At 68.8% G+C, this 24,505-nt stretch carries 23 protein-coding genes; 8 read left to right on the forward strand and 15 right to left on the reverse strand.

Annotated features, from left to right (window positions below):
* Positions 1 to 61: 61 nt before the first annotated feature.
* A complete protein-coding gene (gene ligD / locus VQ067_RS15170) occupies positions 62 to 2,584 on the reverse strand; it encodes a DNA ligase D (RefSeq protein WP_033989859.1) in 2,523 nt (840 codons plus the stop codon).
* A gap of 17 nt (positions 2,585 to 2,601) precedes the next feature.
* Positions 2,602 to 2,991 carry a response regulator gene (locus VQ067_RS15175; RefSeq protein WP_003088884.1) on the reverse strand — a complete coding sequence of 130 codons (390 nt, stop codon included), beginning with the start codon at positions 2,989 to 2,991 and terminating at the stop codon, positions 2,602 to 2,604.
* 248 nt (positions 2,992 to 3,239) lie between these two features.
* On the opposite strand from VQ067_RS15175, the gene VQ067_RS15180 reads away from it, so the two are divergent.
* The gene (locus VQ067_RS15180; RefSeq protein ID WP_003088874.1) at positions 3,240 to 3,764 is read left to right on the forward strand and encodes a hypothetical protein; all 525 of its coding nucleotides are present in this window, start codon (positions 3,240 to 3,242) and stop codon (positions 3,762 to 3,764) included.
* Between the two features lie 25 nt (positions 3,765 to 3,789).
* The gene (locus tag VQ067_RS15185; RefSeq protein WP_003088873.1) at positions 3,790 to 4,239 is read left to right on the forward strand and encodes a DUF421 domain-containing protein; all 450 of its coding nucleotides are present in this window, start codon (positions 3,790 to 3,792) and stop codon (positions 4,237 to 4,239) included.
* Here VQ067_RS15185 and VQ067_RS15190 read toward each other — a convergent pair.
* The 9 genes from VQ067_RS15190 to VQ067_RS15230 form a co-directional block, all read right to left on the reverse strand.
* The gene (locus VQ067_RS15190; protein ID WP_317951594.1) at positions 4,217 to 5,581 is read right to left on the reverse strand and encodes a cation:proton antiporter; all 1,365 of its coding nucleotides are present in this window, start codon (positions 5,579 to 5,581) and stop codon (positions 4,217 to 4,219) included. The genes VQ067_RS15185 and VQ067_RS15190 overlap by 23 nt on opposite strands.
* 28 nt (positions 5,582 to 5,609) lie before the next feature.
* Complete coding sequence (locus VQ067_RS15195; RefSeq protein ID WP_003088871.1) at positions 5,610 to 6,134, reverse strand: DUF4142 domain-containing protein; 525 nt, start codon at positions 6,132 to 6,134, stop codon at positions 5,610 to 5,612.
* Positions 6,135 to 6,274: 140 nt separating this feature from the next.
* The gene (locus VQ067_RS15200) at positions 6,275 to 6,490 is read right to left on the reverse strand and encodes a hypothetical protein (RefSeq protein ID WP_058135310.1); all 216 of its coding nucleotides are present in this window, start codon (positions 6,488 to 6,490) and stop codon (positions 6,275 to 6,277) included.
* Between the two features lie 27 nt (positions 6,491 to 6,517).
* Positions 6,518 to 7,132 carry an EAL domain-containing protein gene (locus VQ067_RS15205; RefSeq protein ID WP_340080853.1) on the reverse strand — a complete coding sequence of 205 codons (615 nt, stop codon included), beginning with the start codon at positions 7,130 to 7,132 and terminating at the stop codon, positions 6,518 to 6,520.
* Complete coding sequence (locus VQ067_RS15210) at positions 7,129 to 7,842, reverse strand: fimbrial biogenesis chaperone (RefSeq protein ID WP_003109870.1); 714 nt, start codon at positions 7,840 to 7,842, stop codon at positions 7,129 to 7,131. The genes VQ067_RS15205 and VQ067_RS15210 overlap by 4 nt, the downstream gene beginning before the upstream one ends.
* Positions 7,832 to 9,193, reverse strand: a complete 1,362-nt coding sequence (locus VQ067_RS15215; protein ID WP_003088866.1) for a fimbrial protein — start codon at positions 9,191 to 9,193, stop codon at positions 7,832 to 7,834. The genes VQ067_RS15210 and VQ067_RS15215 overlap by 11 nt, the downstream gene beginning before the upstream one ends.
* Positions 9,190 to 11,808, reverse strand: coding sequence for a fimbria/pilus outer membrane usher protein (locus VQ067_RS15220; RefSeq protein WP_317951593.1), 2,619 nt, complete (start codon positions 11,806 to 11,808; stop codon positions 9,190 to 9,192). Before VQ067_RS15220 ends, VQ067_RS15215 begins: the two co-directional genes overlap by 4 nt.
* On the reverse strand, positions 11,792 to 12,538 hold the full coding sequence (locus tag VQ067_RS15225) for a fimbrial biogenesis chaperone (protein WP_003088863.1): 747 nt from the start codon (positions 12,536 to 12,538) through the stop codon (positions 11,792 to 11,794). Before VQ067_RS15225 ends, VQ067_RS15220 begins: the two co-directional genes overlap by 17 nt.
* 87 nt (positions 12,539 to 12,625) lie before the next feature.
* Positions 12,626 to 13,177: a fimbrial protein gene (locus VQ067_RS15230; RefSeq protein ID WP_003120281.1), complete on the reverse strand. Its 552-nt coding sequence runs from the start codon at positions 13,175 to 13,177 to the stop codon at positions 12,626 to 12,628.
* A gap of 853 nt (positions 13,178 to 14,030) precedes the next feature.
* Here VQ067_RS15230 and VQ067_RS15235 point away from each other — a divergent pair.
* Genes VQ067_RS15235 through VQ067_RS15245 form a run of 3 tightly spaced genes read left to right on the forward strand, consistent with a single transcriptional unit; the run spans position 14,031 to position 16,319 of the window.
* Positions 14,031 to 15,257 (forward strand): phosphoadenosine phosphosulfate reductase, encoded by a 1,227-nt coding sequence (locus VQ067_RS15235; protein ID WP_009315698.1) that lies wholly within the window; start codon positions 14,031 to 14,033, stop codon positions 15,255 to 15,257.
* Positions 15,254 to 15,766: a GNAT family N-acetyltransferase gene (locus VQ067_RS15240; RefSeq protein ID WP_003088854.1), complete on the forward strand. Its 513-nt coding sequence runs from the start codon at positions 15,254 to 15,256 to the stop codon at positions 15,764 to 15,766. The genes VQ067_RS15235 and VQ067_RS15240 overlap by 4 nt, the downstream gene beginning before the upstream one ends.
* Positions 15,684 to 16,319, forward strand: coding sequence for an IbrB-like domain-containing protein (locus tag VQ067_RS15245; RefSeq protein WP_020750770.1), 636 nt, complete (start codon positions 15,684 to 15,686; stop codon positions 16,317 to 16,319). Before VQ067_RS15240 ends, VQ067_RS15245 begins: the two co-directional genes overlap by 83 nt.
* 35 nt (positions 16,320 to 16,354) lie before the next feature.
* Here VQ067_RS15245 and VQ067_RS15250 read toward each other — a convergent pair whose 3' ends face one another.
* The 4 genes from VQ067_RS15250 to VQ067_RS15265 form a co-directional block, all read right to left on the reverse strand.
* Positions 16,355 to 17,803, reverse strand: coding sequence for an aldehyde dehydrogenase family protein (locus tag VQ067_RS15250; protein ID WP_003109873.1), 1,449 nt, complete (start codon positions 17,801 to 17,803; stop codon positions 16,355 to 16,357).
* Between the two features lie 21 nt (positions 17,804 to 17,824).
* Entirely contained in the window at positions 17,825 to 19,462 is a 1,638-nt protein-coding gene (locus tag VQ067_RS15255; RefSeq protein WP_022580101.1) for a GMC family oxidoreductase, read from the reverse strand.
* Between the two features lie 104 nt (positions 19,463 to 19,566).
* Positions 19,567 to 20,499 carry a LysR family transcriptional regulator gene (locus tag VQ067_RS15260; RefSeq protein WP_003088848.1) on the reverse strand — a complete coding sequence of 311 codons (933 nt, stop codon included), beginning with the start codon at positions 20,497 to 20,499 and terminating at the stop codon, positions 19,567 to 19,569.
* Between the two features lie 36 nt (positions 20,500 to 20,535).
* The gene (locus VQ067_RS15265; protein WP_074241062.1) at positions 20,536 to 21,672 is read right to left on the reverse strand and encodes an SRPBCC family protein; all 1,137 of its coding nucleotides are present in this window, start codon (positions 21,670 to 21,672) and stop codon (positions 20,536 to 20,538) included.
* Between the two features lie 125 nt (positions 21,673 to 21,797).
* Here VQ067_RS15265 and bsrA point away from each other — a divergent pair, with 125 nt between their 5' ends.
* The 3 genes from bsrA (at position 21,798) to VQ067_RS15280 (ending at position 24,408) form a co-directional block, all read left to right on the forward strand.
* Positions 21,798 to 22,703: a LysR family transcriptional regulator BsrA gene (gene bsrA, locus VQ067_RS15270; protein ID WP_033989867.1), complete on the forward strand. Its 906-nt coding sequence runs from the start codon at positions 21,798 to 21,800 to the stop codon at positions 22,701 to 22,703.
* A 147-nt stretch (positions 22,704 to 22,850) separates the two neighbouring features.
* The gene (locus VQ067_RS15275; RefSeq protein ID WP_003088837.1) at positions 22,851 to 23,279 is read left to right on the forward strand and encodes a nuclear transport factor 2 family protein; all 429 of its coding nucleotides are present in this window, start codon (positions 22,851 to 22,853) and stop codon (positions 23,277 to 23,279) included.
* A gap of 16 nt (positions 23,280 to 23,295) precedes the next feature.
* Positions 23,296 to 24,408 carry a DUF2855 family protein gene (locus VQ067_RS15280; protein WP_003109878.1) on the forward strand — a complete coding sequence of 371 codons (1,113 nt, stop codon included), beginning with the start codon at positions 23,296 to 23,298 and terminating at the stop codon, positions 24,406 to 24,408.
* Positions 24,409 to 24,505: the final 97 nt, after the last annotated feature.

Genomic DNA, 24,505 nt, shown 5'->3' on the forward strand with positions numbered 1-24,505 from the left:
GCATCTCGTTGCACGGTGGAGGCCCTGTGCGCCGGGGGAGTTCCGCCTTTTTCGCGGACGGTCAGCCGCGCCCGAGCTGGCGCCGCATGGCCGCGCTGATGCGCTGGCGGGTGCCGGCGTAGTCGACCCAGGGATCGTCGCCGGCGAGTTCGTCGAGGCGCTGCGGCAGACTGCGCAGGTTCCATTGGTTGGCGCCCTGCAGCGAGTCGAGTTCCTCGCGGAACACCGGTACCGACACCGGCAACCCTTCGCGGGCGCGCACCGAGTAGGCAGCCACGGTGCTGGCGCCGCGGCTGTTGCGCAGGTAGTCGACGAAGATCTTGCCGACCCGGTTGCGCGGCCCGGAAACCGCCGAGAAACGCTCCGGCATCAGGCGCGCCAAGTGCTGGGAGATGGCCTGGGCGAAATCCTTGACCTCGTCCCAGCCATGCCGGCGCTCCAGCGGCACCAGCAGGTGCATGCCCTTGCCGCCGCTGGTCTTGAGGAAGGCGCGCAGGCCCAGCTCGTCGAGCAACGTCAGGCTCAGTTGGGTCGCTTCGAGCATGCGCTTCCACGGCAGCGCCGGGTCCGGGTCGAGGTCGAGGACGAAACGGTCGGGCCGCTCCAGGTTGGCCAGGCTGGCGTTCCAGGTATGGAATTCGATGCTGCCCATCTGCACCGCGCCGACCAGCGCCTCGGCGCTGCGGATTTGCAACAGCGGCGGATGACCGGGATCGAGCGCCGGGTCGAGCTGGACGATGCCGGGGATCTTCAGGCGCGCCGCGTGCTTCTGGAAGAACAGTTCGCCGCCGATTCCGTCGGGGCCGCGCACCAGCGACACCGGGCGCTCGCGCAGGTCGCGCAGGAGCAGGTCGGCGTAGCGCGCATGGAACTCGGCGAGTTCCAGCTTGCTGGCCTGGATCGACGGGTCGATCAGCCGCTGCGGATGGCTGATGCGCACGCCGGCGGTGGCCGCCCGCGACGCACCGGCGCCGGCCTTGCGCGCGCCGCGCAGCGGCGGCGGGCCGGCGGGACGCTCGCCGGTCACCTCGCGCGCCGGCTTGTCTTCGCGCAAGCCGTGGAACACTGCCTGGCGGATGATCCCGCCACGGGTCATCTGCGCATAGGAAACCTCGCACAGCTGTTGCGGGCGCACCCACTGCACCGACCCGGTCTCGCGCGCCGGCGGCACCTTCGCCAATGGGCTGGAGCGGACCGCGAGGGGTTCCAGGCGCTCACGGACCTTCTTCAGGCTGGCCGCGGTGAAGCCGCTGCCGACCTTGCCGGCATAGCGCAGCCGGCGCTCCTCGTCAGGGCTGTAGAGGCCGAGCAGCAAGGCGCCGATATGCCGGCGAGAGCCCTTCGGCTCGGTATAGCCGACGATCACGAACTCCTGGCGCAACTGGCACTTCAGCTTGATCCAGTCGTTGCTGCGGCGCGAACGGTAGGCGCTGCCCAGACGCTTGCCGATCACGCCTTCGAGACCGAGCTTGCAGGCGCTGGCCAGCAGGTCGCGGGGGTCTTCCGCGAGCGTCGCGGAGAACCGCAGCGGGTCTTCGTCGCGCCCTTCCAGCAGCGCCTCCAGGCGCGCGCGGCGCTCCTCCAGGGCGACATCGCGCAGATCCTCGCCTTCGTGGTACGGCAGGTCGAAGAGGACGTACAGGATGTTCTCGCCGCGACCTTCCTCGAAGGCGTTCTGCAGGGCCTGGAAGTCCGGTCGACCCTTCTCGTCGAGGACCACCAGTTCGCCGTCCAGCCAACTGCGCTGCAGACCGAGCCCGGCCAAGGCCTTCTCCAGGTGCGGCAGGCGTTCGGTCCAGTCATGGCCGTTGCGGGTCAGCAGGCGCACGCGGCCGTCTTCGATGCGGCTCATCAGCCGATAGCCGTCCAGCTTGAGTTCGTAGGCCCACTCCCCTCGCGGAGGCTGCTCGACCAGGCTGGCCAGCTCGGGGGCGATCCATTCGGGCATCGGCGTCTTCCCCCCGCTCTTGCCGCGTCGCGCCGGCCTGGCCGCGGGCGTGGCGGCTTCGCCATGGCGGGGCAGCAGCGTACGCTCGCTGAGCACGCTGTCGGGACGCTCCTTCAGCACGTCGAAGCGATCCAGGCTGCGCGCCTCGCCGTCCTTGGCCTTGACCAGGAACCACTGGGGCTGCTTGCCGCGCAGGTTGGTGCGGATCAGGTGCCAACGCCCGGAGAGTTTCTCGCCATCCAGGGCGAAGCTGAGATGGCCCTTTTCCAGGCCCTCGCGCGGATCGTCCAGAGGCGTCCAGGCGCCTCGGTCCCAGACGATGACATCGCCGGCGCCGTAGTGCCCCTGGGGGATGCTGCCTTCGAAATCGGCATAGTCCAGCGGATGGTCCTCAACCTGCACCGCGAGCCGCTTCACCGCCGGGTCGAGGCACGGCCCCTTGGGCACCGCCCAGCTCTTCAGGGTGCCATCCAGCTCCAGGCGGAAGTCGTAGTGCAGGCGGCTGGCGTCGTGCTTCTGGACGCAATAGCGGAGCAGCCCGGTGCTGTCCTTGCGAGGCTTGCGGCCGCTGGGCTCCGGGGTCTGGCGGAAATCGCGCTTGCGGGCGTACTCGGCGAGCGGCTTGCTGCTGGGCATGGCGGGCTCCTCGGTGGTCAGACGCCGGGGCAGACCGGCGCGCTGTGCAGGACCAGGTCGATGGCTTTCCCCAGTTCTTCCAGGGTCACCGGTTTGAGCAGCACCGGATAGGGTGCCGCCGGGTCGATGCCGACGCGAGCGCTGTCGCTGAGCAGGATCACCCGCATCCGCGGGCGCACCGGCAGGCTGGTTTCGATGAGCATGCTGCCGCTCAGAGGACCTTCGAGCTGCTCGCTGAGCAGAAACAGGTCGATCACCGCGTCCGAGGCCAGGTGGTCGAGGGCTTCGTCGCGACTCGCCGCGCTGAGCACCGCGTAGCCTCGATCAAGGAGGAATTCCTCGATCCGCCAGAGCTGGTCGGCGTGTTCTTCGAGGACCAGGACGATCTTGTTTTCTCCGTTCACCATGGTTCTCCCTGTCGGATTGTCAGGAAGGCTTCGCTGCAAGGTTCGCGCCGTCCGCCCCGCTTACGCCGGAGCAGCGTGACCACGGCGATTGGGCGCGGGCTGATCGCAAAGTGCGATCAGCAGAGTGCCCGGAAGGCGCCTGTTCATCGTGCAGATTGCCCGACCCGCGCCGACCGCTGGTAAGCCCGCCGGCACCAACCGCGTCGACCGGGGTCCAGCCTGAGAGACCGCGAGCGAAGGAGCCAGCCATGCGCCCTGCCCCAGAAGACGCCGCAGACGATGCGTTCGACCAGCGCGAGTATCCGATCCCGGAGCGCCTGGAAAGCCAGCGCCGCGCCTGGCGTTTCGAACGGGCGGGCCTGTGGGTCCTGCTCGGGGTGATCCTCCTGGCGCTGACCGGGGTGTTCGCCGGCGGGCCTCTGAGTTCGCGGACGCTGGTCAGCGACAGCGGCAGGCTGACCCTGGCCTACGAGCGTTTCGAACGCAGCGGCGCCGCCAGCCGCCTGCGCATCGATCTGCGCGGCGCGCCGGGCACCGAGGTTGGCGTGCGCCTGGGCGGCGGACTGCTACAGGCGCACAGCATCCAGAGCCTGCAACCGCAACCGCTGCGCAGTCACAGCTGGCGGGGTGGCCTGGAACTGGAGGGAAGGCTCGACGAAGACGGTCGCCTGAGCCTGTTCCTGACGTTGTTGCCGAACCAGCTCGGCGAAGTCGCCAGTCGACTGGAGTTCGCCGGCGAAAGCCTGGCCTTCGACCAGTTCATCTACCCCTGAGTCATCCGTTCCGAGGAGGCGCACGATGGATTCCGTACTGCGAGCCGCCGCGCTCTACCTGGTCCTGCTGGTACTCTTCCGCATCGCCGGGCGGCGTTCACTGACCGACATCACCACCTTCGACCTGCTGCTGCTGATGATCATCGGCGAAGCCACCCAGCAGGCGCTGCTGGGCGACGACTTCTCGCTGGTCAACGCGGTACTGGTGATCATCACCCTGATCGTCATCGACGTCGGTCTGTCCCTGCTCAAGCTGCGCCATCCGAAGCTCGACACCCTGATCGAGGGCTCGCCGACGCTCATCGTCGAGTACGGCAGGCCATTGCACGCACGCCTGGCCGAGGCCCGCCTGCGCGAGGAAGACATTCTCCTGGCCGCCCGCGAGACCCAGGGCCTGGAACGCATGGAGCAGATCCGCTTCGCCATCCTCGAGAAGAACGGCAAGATCTCGATCATTCCCGATCGCGGCGACTGACGCTGCGCGCGTGGCGCATCAGCAGCGGCTGGATGCTCAGGCCGTGCACGCAGATGCTCAGGGCGACGAGGCTCAGCACCAGGTCGCTGGCGGTATGCGCGAGCGCCGTAGGCAGCCCCTGGTTCAGCGCGTAGCTGAGGTAGTACAGGCTGCCGATGCCGCGGATGCCGAACCAGCCGAGCAGGCGCCGCTGCGCCGGGTGCATCAGCCGCCGGCCGACCAGCAGCCAGACCATCGCCGGCCGGCACACGCAGAACAGCAGCAGCGCCAGCAGCAGCGCGCGCCAGTCCCAGTGCTGGTAGAGCATGGCGCCGAGCAGGGTCACCAGCAGCACTTCCAGCGAGCGCTCCAGCAGGTTGCCGAAGGAGAGCACGTCGAGCATCACCGCGCCGGCTGCCACCTTCGGGTGTTCGCTGCGGTCGGCGCCATACTCGATGGTGCCGCTGGCCTGCCCGGCCTCGCGCACGTCGGCGGCGGCCGCCTGCGCCTCGGCCGGTGCCGAGGCGTGTCCCAGCGTCGCCACCTCGGCGTGGCGCAGGCCGATCCCGGCGGCGAAGCTGGCGAGGAAGCCCCAGCCGCCCAGCGCGTCGGCGCCGACATAGGACAGCGCGATCAGCGCCAGGGCGAGGAAGTCGTTGGCCGACACCGAGGTGTCGGTGTGCCGCGCCCGCAGGTGGATGGCCAGGCGGCCGAGGCCATGGCCCAGGCAATAGCCCACCAGCAATCCGGCGGGGATGGCCCAGAGGACGTCGCGCAACAGCCAGTCCAGGCCGCTGCGGTCGAACTCGCCAGGCAGGCCGCCGCCCTGACCGATCAGCAGCAGGGCGGCGATGACGAAGGGAAAGGCGATGCCGTCGTTGAGTCCCGCCTCGCCGGATACGGCGTAGCGCAGGCGATCGTCGTCGCCGGCGTGGTTGACCTGGATGTCGCTGGCCAGCACCGGGTCGGTAGGCGCGAGGATCGCCGCGACCAGCAAGGCCAGCCCCCAGTCCAGGCCGAACAGGAAATGCGCGCCCAGGGTCAGGCCGAGGATACAGCCGAGCAGGACCGGTCCGGCCAGCAGCCAGGCGGCGGTCCAGGCCGGCGAGCGCAGCGGCAGGCGCAGCTTGAGGCCGCCGATGAACAGCGAGATCAGCAGGGCCGCCTCGGCGAGGTGTTCGAACCAGCCGCTGATGTCCGCCAGGCCACTGCGCCAGGCATGCAGCCCGGCCGGGCCGATGGCCAGGCCGAACAGCAGGTAGAGGAACGAGGTGCTGACCGGCAGCAGGCGCAGGTAGGCCGAGGCCAGGCCGAGCGTCAGCAGGATGCAGCCCAGTACCAGCAACCACAGGCTGAAGCTCATGCCTGGCCAGGCTCCGCCCGCGGGGGCGTTACTTGGATGGGTGCGCCTTGGCCAGCGCGCGGGCCATTTCCAGGTGGTGCTTCAGGGCCGGCAGGTGGGTCTTGGCGAAGGCCTGCAGTTCCGGGTCGGTGAGGTTGTCTGCGGCCTGGGTGAAGAGTTCCACGGCTTTCTCGTGGGCCGCCACCTGGTTGTTGGCGTAGGCCGGGTCGAAGGAGGCGTCGCGCAGGTCGAGCAGGGTCGCCTTGGCCTTGTCGGTCAGGCTGGCGTCGTCTTCGACCTCCAGTTTCTTGCGCTCGGCCAGGCTGCGCAGTTCGGCGTTGACCTTGCCGTGGTCGTCGATCATCTGCTTGGCGAATACCTTCACATCGGCGGCGGTGCTCTTTTCCAGCGCCATCTTGCCGGCTTCGATTTCCGCCACGCCGGCCGCCGAGGCCTCGCTGACGAAGGTCTGTGGCGCGGTCTTGTTCATGTCCTGGGCGTTGGCGAAAGGCAGGGCCAGGACCAGCAGGAGCCAGGCGGCTCCCTTGAGGGGAAGGCTGATTGCTCTGTTCATGGTCGACTCCGTTGGCGTGACAGGGAAAAAATGCCGGGACTTCGGCACAACGCACCTCGGCATCGTCGCTGCTGTGACGGCGCCGCCGGCCGACCGTTCAGATTTTTCGCCGACCGTGCCAGGCCGGGCGCCCTCCCCGGTCACCCCTGGCGGCTCGCCAGCGCCTCGATCCGCGCCCGGCTCTTCGGCCGGCGTACGGACAGCGGCGGTTCGACCCGCATCGGCGGCGCGATCGCGTTGCCCTGGAGATAGACGTCCCCGGTCGGCAGCCGGGCGAACGCATCGTCCTCCTCGAGACCTTCCAGGACCACGCAGGGCGCCAGTTCGCGGCACAGGGCCAGCAGATGGCGCAGCACTTCGGCGCCCTTCGCCGAGCGACGTGCTTAGCGGGTATACCGGCAATCGATCTTGATCACATCGGGACGGGCATCGAGAACGAAGTCCAGGTTGTTGTGCGCCGCGCCGAAGTCGTCTATAGCGATGCGCACGCCATGTTCGCGCAGGCGTCGGATGAACTCCCGGGTCGCGACTCTCTCGCCCACGGCGGTCTCGGTCAGCTCCAGCGTCAGCCGCCGTGCCACCTGCGGACGGGCGGCCAGCCATCGGCAGACGGCTTCCCACCAGGCATCCATCGCCGCGCTCTGGCGCGACAGGTTGCAGGCCAGGCGCAAGGTAGGCTCGGCGTTCAGCCGGTCGAGGACCGTACCCAGCACGCAGCGATCGAGCAGGCGTATCAGGCCGAGCCGCTCCAGCGCCAGGATCAGTTCCTGGGTCGGCAACGGCGGCTCGCCGCTGGCGGCCGTGACCCTGAGCAGGGTTTCCCGGTAGAGCGGCTCCCATTCCGGATGCCCGGCATGCCGTACGGCCTGCCAGTCCAGGCGCACCCGACCGCGCGCCAGGGCGGCCTGGAAACGCCGGGCCAGGCGCAGGTCGCCGGCCAGGGAGGCGGCAACGGCCGGCGGGTGCTCGTGCTGGCGAGCCTGTGGGGAACTGTTCACTGTAGAGCTTTCCTTTCCTGGCGGCTGACGCCGTTGTCGTCGATCCAGTCGAACGCCACCTCGCCGCGCGTCCCGCTGTCCACCCGCCGCGGCAGGCCGAGGCGTCGTTGCGAGCGCGGAGCCAGCAGCGTTCCGGGCAGATCCAGGCGCGTCTCCCCTATCTCCAGCGCCAGCCCCGCCAGGGACACGAAGTACGGCGTCGGGTTGTCCACCCGCAGGGTCTCGTCGCGCAGCGCGAAGCCCAGTTCGGCGGCAGCGTCCTCGGCGTGCGGATGCAGGCCGTGCGGGCGGTACAGCACCTTCATCTGGGTTCGCAGGGTGACCGTGAGCCGGGGCCGGCCAGCGGCCTCGGCGGTGGCTTGCGGGGGGATCTCGTAGATGTTCAGCCAGTACAGCGATTCGCGATCCCGTGCCTGGGCCTGGCCGGTAGCCAGCAGGCGCAGGCTGCGCTGGCGTCCCGGCTCCAGGCGGAATACGGGCGGCAGCGGCAGGAACGGAGCCAGCGCGGTATCCGGTTCGCCGTCGAGGGCGCCGTCATCGACCCACGCCTGCACCAGCACCGGGTAGGGATTCTGGTTGACCAGCAGCAACGAGGCCTCGCGCTGGCCCTCCACGAACACCAGGCGGGTGCGCTCCGCGGTCACTCCGGCCTCGCTCGTCGGCGCGAGGCAAAGCATGGCCAGCAGCGCGAGCGCGCGCCTACTGGACACGGATAACCACCTGCGCCGTGGCCTCGACTCGCCCCGCCGTGACGCCGGGCTGGCTGCCGAGCGCGAGTTTCTCCAGGCGCGCGCGGAAGGTTTCGCGGTACAGGTCGATGCCGCCGCTACCGCCGTTGGCCTGGGTCGCGCCACCGATGGCGGGGTACCAGCCGGTGGCCTCGGCGTTGCTGCCGCCGGCGGAGTTCTCGTTGGCCAGGAGCGTCATCGGCGTGCCGTCGCGGTAGATGCGGATGCCGACCCCACGGGCAATGCCCGGCTCCCCGTAACGGTCGGAGAGCAGGTAGGACAGTCCGCCACTGGCGTTGACCAGGCCCAGCGCCGGGCTGGCCGCCAGGGCCCCGCTGGACACGCGGATGCCCAGCGCCGTGGCGCCGGCCCCGGTGCCGTTGGTCATGCCGCTCTGGCACTTGAAGGTGAGTTCGAAGGGCGCCTCGCGCACGCCGCCGCTATCGATCTCGGCCAGGGTGATGGGCGGGAACTGCACGTGCGGGGTGACCGTCATCACCGCGCAGGTGGGATAGCGTTTCAGGGTCACGTAGCGGTACAGACCGATGGCACCCGGCCAGTTGCTGTACCAGCCGCCCCAGTTGCCGCCCACGTGCGCCTGGCCGACGGTCGGCGCGGTCAGGCCCGGCCCCTTGATGGCGATGTAGGCCGCCGGCTGGGTGTAGGAATAGGGCTGCGAGAGGATCGTCGGCGAGTAGTAGCGGATCGCCTCCAGCGGCGCGCTGTACAGCTCGGCGCGTACCGCTGCGAGGTTCTTCGCCTTGACCAGCTGGAAGCCGCGCGAGTCGATGTCCAGCCCGGAGAGCTGGCGCTCCTTCCAGATCGGCGTGATGGTTTCCCCCGTCTCGACGTTGGTCAGGCGCAGCAGCACGTTGGGCCAGGCGGTCCGGTAGGCATCCTGCAGGCCGATGTCGTTGCCCACCGTGTCGGCGCCGGTGTAGTAGCCGCTATAGAGATCGTCGCCGTTGGTAGAAAACATCTCGTAGACGGCGTCCCCGGCGCTACAGCGGAAGAACACCCGCTCGGGGTCGTAGCCGCCGGTGGCGCCGTACTGGGTCAGCGGCGCCACCGCGCTGGCGATGAGCGTCGGATAGGGCTGGAAACTCTCGTCGCTGACGTTGACCACGCTGGGCAGGCCGAGCGAGCCATTGCAGGTGTCGCAGGCGCCGGTCCAGCTGCCGGCGGTACCTTCGCCTGGGCGGATCTGGGTGTTCGAGGTGGTCGTCTCGCTGCCTACCGAGGTGACCCGGTAGCAAGTCGCCTGGCCACTGACGGGAAGCCCCAGCGACACGCCGAGGGCCAGCGCGGGCAGCAGAGGAAGCGTGCGGTTCATCTGGCGTTCTCCAGGTTGGAGTCGGTGGTGGCTGCCCGGCAGGTACCGCGCAGGCGGATCAGCGCCTGGTCGCGAGGCACACCGGCCAGGTCGTAGGGCAACTCGCAACGCTCCTTGCGCGCCGTTCCCCATTGCACCAGCAACCTGCCCCGCTGGTTTTCCGCGCGCGCATAGACCTGGCCGCCCTGCCCGACCATGCCGATGGCCGCCCCGCCGTCGTCGACCACCACGGCGCCGAGCGGCAGCACACTGCCGTCCTCGCGCCGCGCCTGGATCAGCAGCGGATGGCCGGTCAGCGTCCTGAACGTCACGCGCACGCTGGCACCGGCGTAGGGCGCGACCTTGCGCTCGGTTTCCAGCAGTTCGGCGTCGGGATCGATGCCAACGGGATCGAGGGAGATCGGGTTGTAGCGATAGGGCGACAGCGAGGGGGCCAGCGCATAGCCGTTGCCGTCGATGCGCGCGCCCTGCCCGCCGCGTATCGCGGCACCGCTGGCGCCCTTGGCCTCGACCAGGGCGAAGGTATCGCCGACGCTGGGGCCAAGGGTCAGCCCGTCGCGGTGGGCGACCAGCGCGCCACGGATGCCGCCGCTGTATTGCCGGTAGCGATCGCCCTGGGCATAGCCGGCATTCACGGTGGCCAGCGCCGCCTGCTTCTGCAACGTGCCGTTCCAGGTGGTGTCGGCGACCTCGCTGTCGCGGTTGGCGGACAGCGCGTAGCTCCAGGTACGCTCGTCGCCCAGCGTACCGTTCAGCCCTGTTTGCAGGCTGCCGCCACCGCTGTCGCCGGAGCGCCGGGTAGCTATGGCGCTGAGCGTCGGCGCCCGACTGGAAGAACCCAGCGGCATGGAGACGCTGAGGGTCAGGGTGTCGTTGCGCAGGCCGCTGCGCCGGTCGCGCCGGAGCAGCTCGACGCCAGGGTCCTGGTCGCCCTGCTCCTGGTAGTAGGTGGTGGTCTGCCGCGACCAGGCGAGGTTGTAGCTCAACTGCCCCCAGGTGTTGGAGTAGCCGAACTGCAATTGGGTGTCGCGGCTCTTGCCGTCGTAGAAATCGCTGGAGGAGCCGGAAAGATAGAGGTTGCCGTAACCGCCGAGGGCCTGGCTCACCAGCAGGTTGAACTGGTTGCGCTGCTTGTAGCTGCCGGAATCCCAGGTGTCCCCGTGGCGCAGTGCGTCGCGCGAGCCGAGCACGTCGCCGAGTTCGCGGTAGCCTTCGGTGGAATAGCGGTAGCCGGCCAGGGTCAGGGTAGTGCCGGTGGGCTGGAAGGTCCGGCTGTAGTCGAGCCCGATGCGCCAGCCCTGCTTGCGCGCGCCATCCTCGACGCGTGCGCTGGAATAGGTGCTGTTCAGGCCGAAGGCGCCGAAGCGGGTGGCGAGGACGCCGCCGCCCAGCATGGCCAGGTAGTCGTCGGCGACACGCAGTCCCAGGTTGGCGGTCAGGGCGTTGCTCATGCCGCGCTGGTAGGTGAAGTCGGCGAACAGGTCGTCGCCGTCACCGTACTGGCGCGCCTGGCCCAGGGTGAAGCTGTAGCGCGACAGGCCGGGACGCATGGACTCCGGGACCGAGGCGAACGGCACGCTGAAGCTCGATACGCTGCCATCGGCTTCGAACACCTGGACGTCCAGATCGCCGGCATAGGCGCTGTCGTAGAGATCGTCGATGACGAACGGACCGGGGGCGACATTCACCTCGCGGATCTTCCTGCCGTTCTGGCTGATCACCACCCGCGCCGCGGTGGCCGCGGTGCCGCGCACCTGCGGCGCATAGCGGCGCAGGGACTCGGGCAGCATGCGGTCGTCGGTGGCCAGGCTCAGGCCGCGGTAGCCGATGCTGCCGAGCAGGTTGCCGGCGGTGTAGCTCTCCCCCGCCGTCAGTTCGCTGCGCCAGGCCGGCAAGGCGCGCTGGGCATAGGTGCGGATGCTGTTCCACTTGCGCCTGGCCTGCCCGTTGTAGCGGGAATAGGTGTAGTTGGACTGGTGGCGCAAACGCCACAGGCCGAGGTTGATGCCGCTGTTCAGGCCGACATAGGCGTAGTCCGATCGTCCCGATTCGCCGCCGCGGTAGTCGGAGCGATAGAGGTTGGTGTCGTAGTTGACGAAGCCCATGCTGTCGCCGGCGTCCCACTCCTCGGGGCTGACGTAGCCGCGCGGCTTGAGGTCGAGCAAGGCTTGCGGCACCGAGAGATCCAGGCGCAGGCGGGCGACGTCCAGGCTGAACCGCGAGCCGGGCAGGCGTGCACCGAGAAAGGCGCAGTGGCGCCCGTCGCCGCTCTTGCGCGGATCGTCACCAGGCTTGGCGCCGAGGCGCTGGCGCAGGAAGTCTTCCTCGAGGCAGGGCTCCACCGCGCCGCTGGCGGGGTTGGCGAGGAAACTCACTTCGCTGCGGCTGGCGAAGCGCTCGTTGAGGTAGACATCGACGTGATAGCGACCCGGATCGATCCGACCGTCCTGGTTGAAGCGCGACAGGTCGCCGCCGCCCAGGGAAGAGCCGAGCAACAGGCGATCATCGAATTCGTAGCCGGGCTGGGCATGACCGAAGGCGCTCGCCGCCAGCGCCATGCCGCCCGCCATCAGGGCCGTGCCGGTGCGGCAGCGGCGTTCATGGCGATAGGTCATGACGGATATCCATATGGGCGCCGTAGTCGTTGATCAGCAGCGCGTGCAGGCGCACGCGTCCCGGCGGCAGGGCTTCTCGGGTTTCGGCCTGCCATTCGGCATGGCTGCGCGGCTCCAGCATGCCGCTGCGCAAGCGCCAGCGGCGCTGGCCGACGCTGAGCGTGGCGCTGGCGAACGAGGCGTAGTAGCCGCTCGGGTTGTCCACCCGCACCGCCCAGCCGGCGCTGCGCCGGACCAGTGCGAAACGCAGTTGCCCGGGCAGGTCCTCGGGACGGCCCTGGATGCCCGCCGGGCGGTAGAACAGCTTCAGGCGATTGCGCAGCATCAGCAGCATCTGGTTCCGATCCGCATGGCTGCTGTTGCGTGGCGGGATCTGCAGGACGTTGAGATGGAACAGCGATTCGCGATCGCCCGGCAGGCCCTGCCCGGTGTAGACGATGCGCAGCGTCTGGCCGCTGTCCGGGGCCATGCGGAATACCGCCGGGTTGACCAGGAACGGCGCGTCCGCCTGATCCGGCGGCGCGTCCGGGGCGTCGATGTCGACCCAGGCCTGGACGACGTTGGGAAACGCATCGCGATTGCTCAGTTGCACGGTCTTCTCCCGTGCCTCGCCGGGATAGATCACCCGGGTCCCGGTCACCACCACGCTTGCCCGCGCCTGGGCGATGCTCGCCAGCAGGACGAGCAGAAGCGCCGATGTCCTGCCGGATCGGTACGAATGTCTGGGCATGCGGCTTACCTGGCCGGGCACGGTCCAGCGACCGGGCCCGGCTTTAGTGCTGGGAAAAGGAAGGGGCGGCGCATGCGCCGCCGGCATTCACTCGTAACGCAGCGTGTAGGTCACGGCGCCGAGTACCGGACCGGGCGTCACGGTCGCCGCTTCGGAGACGTACTGCACCGCGTAGTCGTAGCTGGTGCTGGTGGCTCCGTTGGCGAGCACGATGTCGCCGGCGGGCACCGCCGCGCCGCCGGCCAGGTCGACCGGGTTGCCGCCGACGCTATCGAGCAATTGCAGCGCCACGCCCGTCGCGCCGCTGGCGGCGGTGTTCACCAGATTCCCGGCGGCGCTGGGGTTGGTGGCCTGGAACAGGGTGGTGAAATGCTCGTCGGCCGTCGGCGCGACGCAATCGGTGAGTTGCAGGGTGAAGGCGGTTTCGCCGGCGCTGCGGCCCACTGCGCCATCGAGGGCGCTCACCGGTACGCTGTCGAGGATCACCGTGGGGTCGGTGAAGCCGTTGACCGCGACCTGGCAGGTCTGGTCGGTCACTTCGCCGCTGAATGTGATAGTGTTTGCCGCCATCGCGGTTCCCGAAGCGGCAATTGCCGCAAAGGCCAATACCACTGCGCATGGGTTCGAAGTTCTGGTCATGCCTATGTTCCTTGTGTGAGGCAATAATCGTCCACCCGCCTTTTATTTCGGCCGGGAACGCGGTAAAGACTCGAACGAGTTCAAATCGATAATCAGTGGTGCGAACCACCGATATAAGTATCCCGTGCACAGGCGTCGAGGTGAACGCCGAACGGCGGACTTATAAATCCGTTCGAGTGCCCGCCATTCGGGGAATTGCCTCTTTTCGCAGGGTACCGCCGCCTCTTCGCGCTATCCGTCGACATTGCAACGCTTGTATTTCCGACTATGGAACTCTGGCATCCCGGCCTCTCTTGCTTGTCTTCGCCAGTTTGGACTTATAATAAAAACCGCCATCCGTGTAATGCATGGATGGTGCCATGCAGTTAACTTCCAAGTTGGAAGTATGCACTTCCCTGTTATTCAACGAATAATTACCGTCGACTTTTCCCGGGCAATTTCCATGTTCACCCGCAGGCGCTTCTCCTTGCGCAGCAAGCTTTTTCCGCCGCCGCTCAGAAGTCCGGTGCGCAGACGAGTGCCAACGGCGGCGTGCGCACTCTCGTTGCAAGTGGGCGCTGCGCCGATGCTGTTCGGAGAATCCGTCTTGCGACAAGTCAACAACTCGAACCACGGCTTCGCCTAGCATTGAAAAAGTTCCTGCACGACAGTTGTCGGGCCTGTTGGTCGTCGCTCTGCCAAGTGCCTGGACATATTTCCGTTATCCACTGATTCGGAGTCCAACGTCGCCGAACGTGCCGGCTGCCGCGACTCTCGAAAAAATAGCCTGGAGAAACTCCGAAACAAACATTGCACATGGACCGTCGTCGCAACGGTCTCCCTCAATAGTTATTAAAAGAAGAGGTTCGCACCCATGGCAGGCAAGCATTACCAGGATGCCGATGTGCATGCCGCAACCCTATCCCGCCTCCGACTGGTATTCCGGAACTTCGAGCGCGTCTGTGTCGCCTTCTCCGGCGGCAAGGACAGCTCGGTCACCCTGCAATTGGCGCTGGACGTGGCACGCGAGTTGGGACGCAGCCCGGTGGACGTACTGTTCATCGACCTGGAGGGGCAGTACCAGGCCACCATCGATCACGTCAGCGAGATGCTCGGGCATCCCGACGTACGCCCCTGGTGGGTCTGCCTGCCACTCAACCTGCGCAACGCCTCCAGCCTGGAGGAACCCTACTGGTGCTGCTGGGAGCCCGGCGCCGAGGCCGACTGGGTGCGCCCGCTGCCGAAGCACCCGGGGGTGATCAGCGACCCGGGGTTCTTCCCCTTCTACCGCTACCGCATGGAGTTCGAGGAGTTCGTCGCCGGCTTCAACGCCTGGCTGTCCAGAGAAGAGCCTACCGCGTTCCTGGTCGGCATCCGTTCGGACGAATCGCTCAATCGCTACCTGGCGGTCAAGCGCAGGAGCCGGGCGAAACAATGCGCCTGGACGCCGCCGGGCGGCTCCGCGCCGCTGGCCTGGAGCGCGCGCGACCGGGCCAACCCGCAGGCGGTGAGCTTCTTCCCGATCTACGACTGGCGTTTCGAGGATCTCTGGCGCTGCGTCGCCGACCATGGCTACGCCTACAACCGCCTCTACGACCAGATGTACCGCGCCGGCGTGCCGTTCTCGCAGATGCGCATCTGCCAGCCCTATGGCGACGACCAGCGCAAGGGCCTCGACCTGTTCCACCGGATCGAGCCGCGCACCTGGTTCCGCGTGGTCCGGCGCGTCGCCGGCGCCAACTACGGGGCGCGCTATTGTCGCCAGCGCTTCCTCGGCTACCGTGGCGGCCTTGGCCTGCCGCCCTCCTTCGGCACCTGGCGCGAGTACAGCCAGTTCCTCCTGCGCAGCATGCCGCCGCCCCTGCGCGGCATCTACCAGCGGCGCATCGAGCGTTTCATCCTCTGGTGGAAGCAGCACGACTATCCCCTTGCCATCTGGCCGGACGCGGGGATCCCGGCCCTGGAGAATCGTCGCAAGCAGCCGTCCTGGCGGCGTATTGCGCTATCCCTGCTGAAGCAGGACATGGCCCGCTCGCTGTCCTTCGGCTTCTCCCAGGCCGATATCGACAGACTGGTCCCCGGTCGGGAGAAGCGCTCGTGATCCGCCCGCAAGACTGCGAGATCCTGCAGTGGCGCTCGTTCGACGACGAGGCCGCCTTCTTCGCCAGCATGGGCCGCTTCTTCGCCAGCGCCCGGGTGCGCCGCGAATGCGGCGGCTACCCGCTGAGCGACGGTCCCTACCACCGCTGGTTCGTGCTCCGCCGCCAGGGGGACACGCGGATACTGGGGTTCGTCAGCCTGGAGCAACATCCCGACGTGGTTCGCCTGCGCGATGCCTACCTGCGTGCGGAAGCGCGCGGTCGCGGGCTGTTCCGCACCCTGCGCGAGCGGGTCCTCGGACATGTCGACCAACTCGGGCTGGCCTGTACCACCCGCGCGCCCCAGGCCTGCGCGCGCCTTCTCGAACCGCACGGCTTCGCCGTGCATTCCACCCGGGGTAGCTGGGTGACGCTCATGAGGAAAGCCCATGGCACAGACAAAGACACTGACGGAGCGGGCCGAGGCGCTGTTCGGCGAACTGCACGGGTTGCCGCTTGCCGAGCGGATTGAAGCCATCAACCGGATCCGCCGGCTGCTCCACGCGCACAGTCCGTTCGCCGAAGAGCCGGTCGATTGCGTGCAGTGGGTGCGTGCCGAGCGCGTCGCCGGCAACGACTACAACCCCAATACCGTCGCGCCGCCGGAGATGCGACTGCTGAGGCTGTCCATCGAGTCCGACGGATTCACCCAGCCCATCGTCGCCTATCCGCAGGCCGACGGGCGCTACGAGGTGGTCGACGGCTTTCACCGCCTGCGCGTGGGCAGCGCCAAGGGCGCGCTGCGCCAGCGTTTGCACGGCTACCTGCCGGTCGCCGCGATACGCGCCGGGCGTGAAGGCGACAGCGAGCGCATCGCCGCCACCATCCGCCACAACCGCGCACGCGGCGTGCACGGCGTATTGCCGATGACGGCGATCGTGGTGACCCTGCTCAAGGCCGGCTGGAGCGAGGCCGACGTGGCCCGCGAACTGGGCATGGACAATGACGAGGTGCTGCGTTTCAAGCAGGTTTCCGGATTGCCCGAGCTGTTCCGCGAACACGTGTATTCCCGCTCCTGGGAGTAGCGGGCGGCGCCGTCGGCCGCACCGCTCGCCCAGGCTCAGGCCGCGCCGGTGGTCAGGCTGATGTGCTTGTACTCGACGAAGTCGTCCAGGGCGGCGACCCCGTTCAGCCGGCCGAGGCCGGACTGGCGGTAGCCGCCCTCCTCGAATTCGTCGTAGACCTTGGCCCAATCGTTGATCCACACGGTGCCGGCGCGGATCTTCCGCGCCACCCGGAAGGCACGCGCGACCTCGCGGGTCCAGACCCCGGCCGCCAGCCCGTACTCGCTGCGGTTGGCCAGGGCGACGCCCTCCTCCTCGCGGTCGAATACCTGCAGGGTCAGCACCGGTCCGAAGGTTTCCTGTTGCACGATGTCCAGGTCCGGATCATCGACCTCCAGCAGGGTCGGACGGTAGAAGGCGCCGGCCGCCAGCTCGCCCTCGGTTACCGGGCCGCCGCGGACCACCACCCGCGCGCCGGCGGCGATGGCCTGGCGTACGGCTCGCTCGACGCGCTCGACGTTGGCCTTGTCGATCAGCGGCCCCATGTCGCTGCGCGGGTCCGCCGCCGGCCCCACGCGCAGGTTTTCCAGGCGCTGCGCCAGGCGTTCGCGTAGCCGTTCGGCAACGCCGCGCTGCACCAGCAGGCGCGAACCGGTCATGCAGAACTGCCCGGCGAACACCGTCAGCGACTTCTCCAGCACGGGCAAGGCGGCGTCCAGGTCGGCGTCGTCGAACACCAGGTGCGGTGTCTTGCCGCCCAGTTCCAGGCCGAAGCGCTTCAGGTGCCGCGCGCCGGCGGCGGAAATCGCTCGTCCGGTGGCGCTCGAGCCGGTGAAGCTGATCACCGGCACCTCGGCCGCGTCGATCAATCGCCGGGCGCCTTCGGAACCCGATTCGCTGAAGATGTTCACCGTCCCGGCAGGCAGCGACGGCGCTTCGGCGATGATCCGCGCGACCAGGGCGTTGGTCTGCGCGGTCTGCCCCGGCATCTTCACCACCGTGGTGGTACCGGCGGCCAGCGCCGGCGCCAGGGAGCGGATCATCAGCACCACCGGTGAATTCCACGGCACGATGATGCCGGCGACGCCCATCGGCTCGCGCAGCACCAGCGACACCACGTCGGGGCGCGGCGTGCCGCTGGCGCCCCGTTCGCTGCGCGCCAGGCCGGCGTAGTAGCGCAGCTTGCCCGGCACCATGCCGACCTCGAAGGCAGCCTCGGGCTTGATCTTGCCGTTCTCCAGGGCAAGCAGGTCGATGAGCGCATCGGCATGCCGCTCGAAGGCCGCGGCGATTTCCTCCAGGGCTGTCGCGCGCAGCGCGTGGTCGTCCTTCCAGGGACCATCTTCGAAGGCGCGCACAGCTGCGGCGATCGCCGCATCGGCCTCGGCCCGCCCGCCGTCGGCGTAGGTGCCGATCGACTGGCCGCTGGCCGGGTCGAAAGATTGTCCCCGCTGCGCGGAATCGAGCCATGCGCCATCGATCCAGTGTCTGGCGTGTCCGTTCATCTGCAAGTTCTCCTGGGTCGGTCAGGCGATGCGCTGCGCGAGGTGCTCGGCAACGGCGATGGTGGTGATGTTGGTGGCCACCGAAATGGCATCGGGGAAGATCGAGGCGTCGATCACCCGCAATCCTTGCAGGCCATGCACCCTGCCCTCCAGGTCGACCACCGCCCAGCGCTCGCCGGCGCGGCCCATTGGCGCGCTGGAGGTCGGGTGGTGGTAGGTATCGAGGGTGGCGCGGATCGCCGCTTCGATCTGCGCATCGCTGCGTGCCTCGGGCCCCGGCCCGAGTTCGGCGTGGATCAGCCCGGCGAGCGGTTCGCTGCGGCCTATCCGGCGCGCCAGCTTGACCCCTTCCAGCAACCGCGCGCGGTCTTCGGCCTCGGCGAGGAAGTTCAGGTCGATCAGCGGCGCGACGGCCGGGTCGCGGCTGGCCAGGCGCACACTGCCCAGCGATTGCGGCCGGGTCAGGGCCACGGCGAGGACGAAGCCGACCCCGGTTGGGCTCATCTCGGCGGGGAACAGGTGGGTGGCGGTGATGTGCAGGTCCAGCTCGCCGTTCTGCGCCCGCGAGCTATGGGTCCAGAGCTTGGCGCCGATCACCGGCGACTGCGCGCCGATGCGCTCCGGCCGGGCGGCATAGGCGTTGTAGTAGAACGGATGGTCCTTGAGCCGGCGGCCCACCGGCAAGTCGGCAAGCAACGGGATCGACAGCGCCTTCAGCTCGTCGGCCGGGCCGACACCGGAGCGCAGCAGGATCGCCGGGCTGCCGTAGGCGCCGGCGCTGAGGATCACTTCGCCGGCGTGGATTTCCTCGCCGGAGGCCAGGCGCACGCCCACCGCGCGCTTACCTTCGAAGAGCACCCGGTCGACCAGCGCGTCGCCGCGGATCGACAGGTTGGCGCGGCCGCGCACGGCGTTGTCGAGATAGGCCATGCCGGTGTTGACGCGCACACCGTTGACGACATTCATCGGGTACGGCCCGACGCCGTTGGCGTCGGCGCCGTCGAAATCGGCGATGGCCTTGAAACCGTTGGCCAGGGTGGCGTCGACGAAGGCCCTCTGCATCGGCGAGAGATCGGCGCGGCTCAGTTGCCGCACCGGCAGCGGTCCGTCCCCGCCGTGCAGGGCCGGGTCACCGCCCTGGCGGGTCTCCAGGCGGCGGAACGCCGGCAGCAGGTCGTCGTAGGACCAGCCCGGCAGGTTCCAGCGGATGAAGTCTTCGCGCCGCGCGCGGATCGCCACCGCGCCATTGATCGCCGAGCTGCCGCCGAGGACCTTGCCGCGGATCGCATGGATCGGGTGCCCGATCGCCCCCGGTTGGGACTGGTAGCCCCAGTCGCTGGAGGGGTCGCCGCCGACGCTGTCGCTGCTGGCGATGATCCTGGGGTAGTCCCAGGCCGGATAGGCCTGGCCGGCTTCCAGCAACAGTACCCGGCGGTCGCCGCGCTCGCTCAGGCGCCGGGCGAGGACCGCGCCGGCGGAGCCGCCGCCGACGATCAGCACATCGATCCTGCCGCCATCGAAGGCCTTGCGGGGCGTTTCCGCCGTGGCGCTGGCCACGCCGGGCGCGCCGCCGAGCAGCGAGCCCAGGGCGAGCGCGGCGGAGCCGGCGACGGTCTGCGCCAGCAAGGTGCGGCGCGCCGGGTTTTCGGGTTGGTGCATGGGGTTCTCCCGTATCCAGATCGATTGACGGGAGCAACGCTATGCCCGGCGCGCCCTCGGCGACAGACAGCGGAAGGCGAACCGCTGGTTCGGTTTTTCCGAACTCAGCCCGGCGGCAACAGGCCACGCTCGATGAGCGCGCGGTCCCAGGGCGCCGGATCGCCGATTTCCTCTTCGAGGAACTGGCCGAGGACGAGGATCTTCCGGGGCGTCCGTTGGGTCTTGCGGTAGACCACGGAAACCTGCCCGCCGTCCGGCGAGTAGCCAGGCAGGACCGGCAGCAGCTCGCCGGCCAGCAAGGCATCGGCGGCCAGGAAGCTCGGCAGGATCGCCAGGCCGAGCCCGGCGCGCGCACCTTCGAGCAACTGGTGCCCGGAGTCGGTACGCATCCTCACCCGGATGCGGAACGAGGCCGGTTCGCCGTCCACCGGCAGACAGAGCATGCCGCCGGGCTCGCGGTTGTAGTAGACCAGCCCGTCGTGCGCCTGTAATTCCTCGGGATGCTGCGGCACGCCATGCCGCGCCAGGTAGTCGGGACTGGCGCAGAGCAGGTGGCGGTTGGCGGTGATCGGCCGCGCCACCAGGCAGGAGTCGTCCAGCCGGCCCATGCGCAGGGCCATGTCGAAGCGCGGTTCCTGGAGGTTGACGAAACGATCGTCGGCCTGCACGTCCACCCGCAATTGCGGATGGCGCTCGGCGAAGCGCGCCAGCAGCGGCGCCAGGTAGCGCGGAGTGAAGGCCAGCGGCGCGGAGAGGCGCAACTGGCCGCGCAGGTCGTCGTCGGCGTCGAGCACCGAGGCTTCCGCCTGCTCCAGCTCCTGTAGCAGGCGGCAGGCGTGTTCGTAGTAGGTGCGACCGGGGTCGGTGAGGCTCAGCGGCCGGGTGCGGTTCAGCAGCACCCGGCCCAGGCGCCTCTCCAGTTGCTGGATCCGCTGGCTGACTTGCGACTTGGTGGTGCCCAGGCGGCGGGCGGCTTCGGAGAAGCTACGGGCGTCGACCACGCTGACGAAGGTGGTCATTTCGGCAAACTTGTTCATCGGTGTCCTTCTGCGATCCGCCCCCGCGGACCCCGATCATACGCTTTCCGCCGCTGCTATCCGCGCCTCGGCGACCCGGCGCAGGCGCTGCATGGACTCCTCCGACTCGCGTTCGATGCGCCGGCGCAGCAGGAACAGGTTGGCCAGGCGCATCGACCAGCCATCGAAGCGGTATTCCAGGGTGCGCACGAAGCGGGTGCCGGCCGCGCTCGGCTGGCATTCGTAGCTCAGGCGCAGGTGCAGCCCCCGGTCGCCACGGGCGTTGGCGCGCCACAGGTGTCCCGGCTGGTACTCGACTACCGTCCAGGACAGGTGCCCGGCGCGGCCGCCGGCGTGGATGTCCTCCTCGAAGCGCGCGCCGGCCGGCAGCGGGCCCGAGGCGCCGTCGACCCGCAACGACGAGGGATGCCATTCCGGCCAGAGTGCCGGGCTGGCGGCGTAGGCGAGGGTCGCCTCGGGTCCGCGGGCGATCTCGATCTGGTGCTGCATGCGGGTCATGGCGCGCTCCTCGGCGGTTTCCGCTTCCCAGTGGAGGGTGCCGTAGCACCAGTCCATCAACGGGAAGACCAGGTTGAAGTTGTGCGTCTGCATCAGCTCGCGACGGTGATGCAGTTCGTGCAGGCGGCGCATGTGGCGGATCCACGGCAGACGGCTGAGCGGATGCTCCGGCGGCAGGTGTCCGCAGGCGTGGAAGATCTCGTAGCTGAGGTAGCCCAGCAGCAGGGTCGCGGCGAACAGCGCGGCGAGGTTGTCGTTCAGCAGGCCGAGCAGGCTCCAGGCGAGCAGCGCGCCGAGGCTGAAGACCACCACCAGCCAGGCCGGGAACAGGATCACCCGCCAGTCGCGTGCCTGTTCGTAGCGCATCTGGCCGGCGACGAAGAAGCTGTGGTGGTCGCCGGTATGGCGCTTGTAGAACATCCGCCCCAGCGGGTGCTTGTGGTGGCCGAGGGACTTGTGGATGCGGTACTCGCCCCAGTTGAAGAACACCAGCGCGGCCGGCACCGTCAGCCATTCCAGCAGGCTCGGCTGCTCGAGCCGGGAGAGGAAGAAGACGATCCAGGCGCCGCCGTAGGCGAGGACGAAGCCGGCGTGCAGCCAGGGGTTGTAGCCGGGCCGGATGGCCGCGCGGTACTGCTGGCGAAAGGGTTGGGGATCGAAGGACATGGTCGGCATCTCGCGTGTGATTGTTATTGGCTGGGCCGCGAACCGGGCCGATCCGCCGGGGCGGAAGGGCTTGCATTCGAGTGTAGCGATGCCAGTCTTATCAGGGTAATGGATAAATAGAATGAGGATTATTCATGAAGCTGAACTTGCAGCAGCTCGACCTCAACCTGCTGCTGGTCTTCGATGCCCTGATGCGCGAACGCAACCTGTCGCGCGCGGCAATCCGCCTGCATCGCAGCCAGCCGGCGGTGAGCAACGCCCTCGCCCGCCTGCGCGAACAGCTCGACCAGCCGCTGTTCCGGCGCACCGCCAAGGGCCTGGAACCCACCGCCGCCGCCCTCGCCCTGTACGTGCCGGTGCGCCAGGCCCTGCATCTGCTGCAGGCCGGCCTTGGCTCCCAGGAAACCTTCGATCCGCACACTGCGCGGAGCTTCCGCCTGACGATGAACGACTATGCCCAGTTGCGCCTGCTGCCGGGCCTGGTAACCCGCTTGAAGACCCTGGCCCCGCAGGTGACGCTGGAGGTGCGGCCCGACGAAGGCGCCTCGATCCCGGCGCAGCTGGCCAGCGGCGAACTGGACCTGGCGATCGACTACCTGTACTTCGACGAGCCTGAGCTGGCCTACCGGCCGGTCGGCGAGGAACGCCTGGTGGTGATCGGCCGCCAGGGCCATCCGGCCTTCCGCGGCGGCCTCGACCGCGCCGCCTACGAGGCCGCGCAGCACGTCTCGATCCTGCCGCGCGTCGGGCGCGGCAGTCCGCTGGAGATCGTCCTCGGCTCGGCCAGGGTACAGCGCCAGGTGCAATTGCTGGTGCCGCACTACCTGACCATCCCGGCCATCGTCGCCAGCACCGAGCTGCTCGGCACCGTGCCGCGCCGCCTGGCCGAGCGTTTCGCCGGCAGCCATGGTCTGCAACTGGCGGACGTCCCCTTCGAGATGGCCCCGGTGCAGGTCAACCTGATCTGGCATCGCCAGCAGGAAGCGACGCCCGGCCTGCAATGGCTGCGCGAGCAGATCGTGCAGATCGAACAGGGCTGAGTCATAGGTTGCGCGCCAGGATCAGTCTTCCGTCACTTTCGATCATTGAGCGAGGCCTTTCCCGCGACCTATGGTGAGGCTGCGCCCCGCTGCCGGTCCCCGGCCGCCCCGGGGATACAGTCCAGCACCCGCCAGAGGAGCCACCGTATGACCAGCCTGCCGCTCGAAGCCAACGCCGCCGCCACCCTCGCCGAATGGCACGGGCTGATCGCCCGCCGCGACCTCTCCGGGTTGCCGCGCCTGCTGCACCCCGACGCCGTGTTCCGCTCGCCGATGGCGCACAAGCCGTATGCCGGCGCACCGGTGGTCTCGATGATCCTGAATACCGTGCTCACGGTCTTCGAGGATTTCGCCTATCACCGCCAGTTGGCCAGCGCCGACGGCCGCAGCGTGGTGCTGGAATTCAGCGCACGGGTCGGCGAACGCGAACTGAAAGGCATCGACATGATCCGCTTCGACGACGACGGCCGGATCGTCGACTTCGAAGTGATGGTCCGTCCCATGAGCGGCCTCCAGGCCCTCGGCGAGGAAATGGGCCGGCGCCTGGCGCCCTATCTGGCCGCGAGCAAGGCCTGAGGCGGAGGAACCTGCCATGACCCGCATCACCGAAGTCGTGGTCGAGCGTCGCCAGCTCGCCACCGCCGCCCTGCGTACGCGCAACCTGCCCGCCCCGGAGGCGCTGGCGGAAGGCCAGGCGCTGCTGGCGGTCGGCGAGTTCGCCCTGACCGCCAACAACGTCACCTATGCCGCCCTCGGCGATGCCCTGCGCTACTGGGAGTTCTTCCCGGCCGGCGAGGGGCTGGGCATCGTCCCGGTCTGGGGCTTCGCCGAGGTGCTTGCCTCGCGCTGCCCGGGGGTCGAACCGGGCGAGCGCTTCTATGGCTACTATCCGATGGCCAGCCACCTGCTGGTCGCGCCGGCGCAGGTCCGCGGCAGCGGCTTCGTCGACGCCAGCGAGCACCGCCGGAACCTCCCGTCGGTCTACAACCAGTACCTGCGCTGCAGCAGCGACCCGCTCTACCGGGCCTCCGACGAGGCCCTGCAGATGCTCCTGCGGCCGCTGTTCACCACCTCGTTCCTGCTCGACGACTTCCTCGCCGAGCATGCCTTCTTCGGCGCCACCGACCTGCTGCTGAGCAGTGCCTCGAGCAAGACCGCCATCGGCCTGGCCTTCCTCCTCCAGCGCAATCGTGCGCAACGCGGCCAGGACTACCGCATCGTCGGCCTGACCTCCGCGGGCAACCGCGCCTTCGTCGAAGGCCTGGGCTGCTATGACGAGGTCCTGGCCTACGACCGCCTGGACGCACTGGACGCCAGCGGAGACGCGCTGAGCGTGGATTTCGCCGGCAACGGCGCCCTGCTCGGCCAGTTGCACCAGCGCCTGGGCGACCGCCTGCGCTACAGTTGCCTGGTCGGCGCCGCCCACTGGGACCAGCGCGGTGGCCTGCCGAAGGCGCTGCCGGGTCCGACGCCGAAGCTGTTCTTCGCCCCGGCGCAGGCGGAAAAACGCCTCAAGGATTGGGGCGGCGCGGCGTTCCAGGCGCGCCTGGCGGAAGTCTGGGGCGAGTTCTCGGCCTTCGTCGGCGGCTGGATCCAGGTCCGCCACGGTGTCGGCGGCAGCGAGGTGCTGGAGGTCTACCAGGACCTGCTGGCCGGGCGCTCGGCACCGCAACTGGGCTACATCCTTTCCCTCGACGGCGGCTGAGGCCGCCGTTCTATACTGCTGGACGGAGGTGGCGAACCCGTCGCGAACGACGAAGCGGGTTCCACCCATGGCGTCGGCGGCGCCCTTGCGCCGTCGC

It is taken from the genome of Pseudomonas sp. KBN12P06040 (assembly GCF_037574965.1).
In the GTDB taxonomy this organism is placed as follows: domain Bacteria; phylum Pseudomonadota; class Gammaproteobacteria; order Pseudomonadales; family Pseudomonadaceae; genus Pseudomonas; species Pseudomonas aeruginosa.